Consider the following 250-nt stretch of genomic DNA (forward strand, 5'->3'; position numbering starts at 1 on the left):
GTTGATCGCCTTGACCCCCATGAAGATGGCGAAGGCCACGATGACGAAGTCGAGTACGGTCTGAATGAACTTGCCATAGGCCAGCACCACCGCCGGCACGTCGCCTTCGGCGGCCTTCAACGTTATCGCCAGGTCGGAGAAGTCGACTCCGCCGATCAGCAGTCCGATCGGCGGCATGATCACATCGCCCACGAAGGACGAGACGATCTTGCCGAAGGCCGCGCCGATGATGATACCGACAGCCATATCC

At 60.4% G+C, this 250-nt stretch carries 1 protein-coding gene; it reads right to left on the reverse strand.

The genetic code is table 11. From position 1 onward, the window contains the following. Positions 1–250, reverse strand: a 250-nt coding sequence (gene mscL / locus NDO48_RS29415; RefSeq protein WP_267322943.1) for a large-conductance mechanosensitive channel protein MscL, incomplete at both ends; no start/stop codon positions are given.

It is taken from the genome of Aminobacter sp. MET-1, from assembly GCF_026521175.1.
Classification (GTDB): Bacteria; Pseudomonadota; Alphaproteobacteria; order Rhizobiales; family Rhizobiaceae; genus Aminobacter.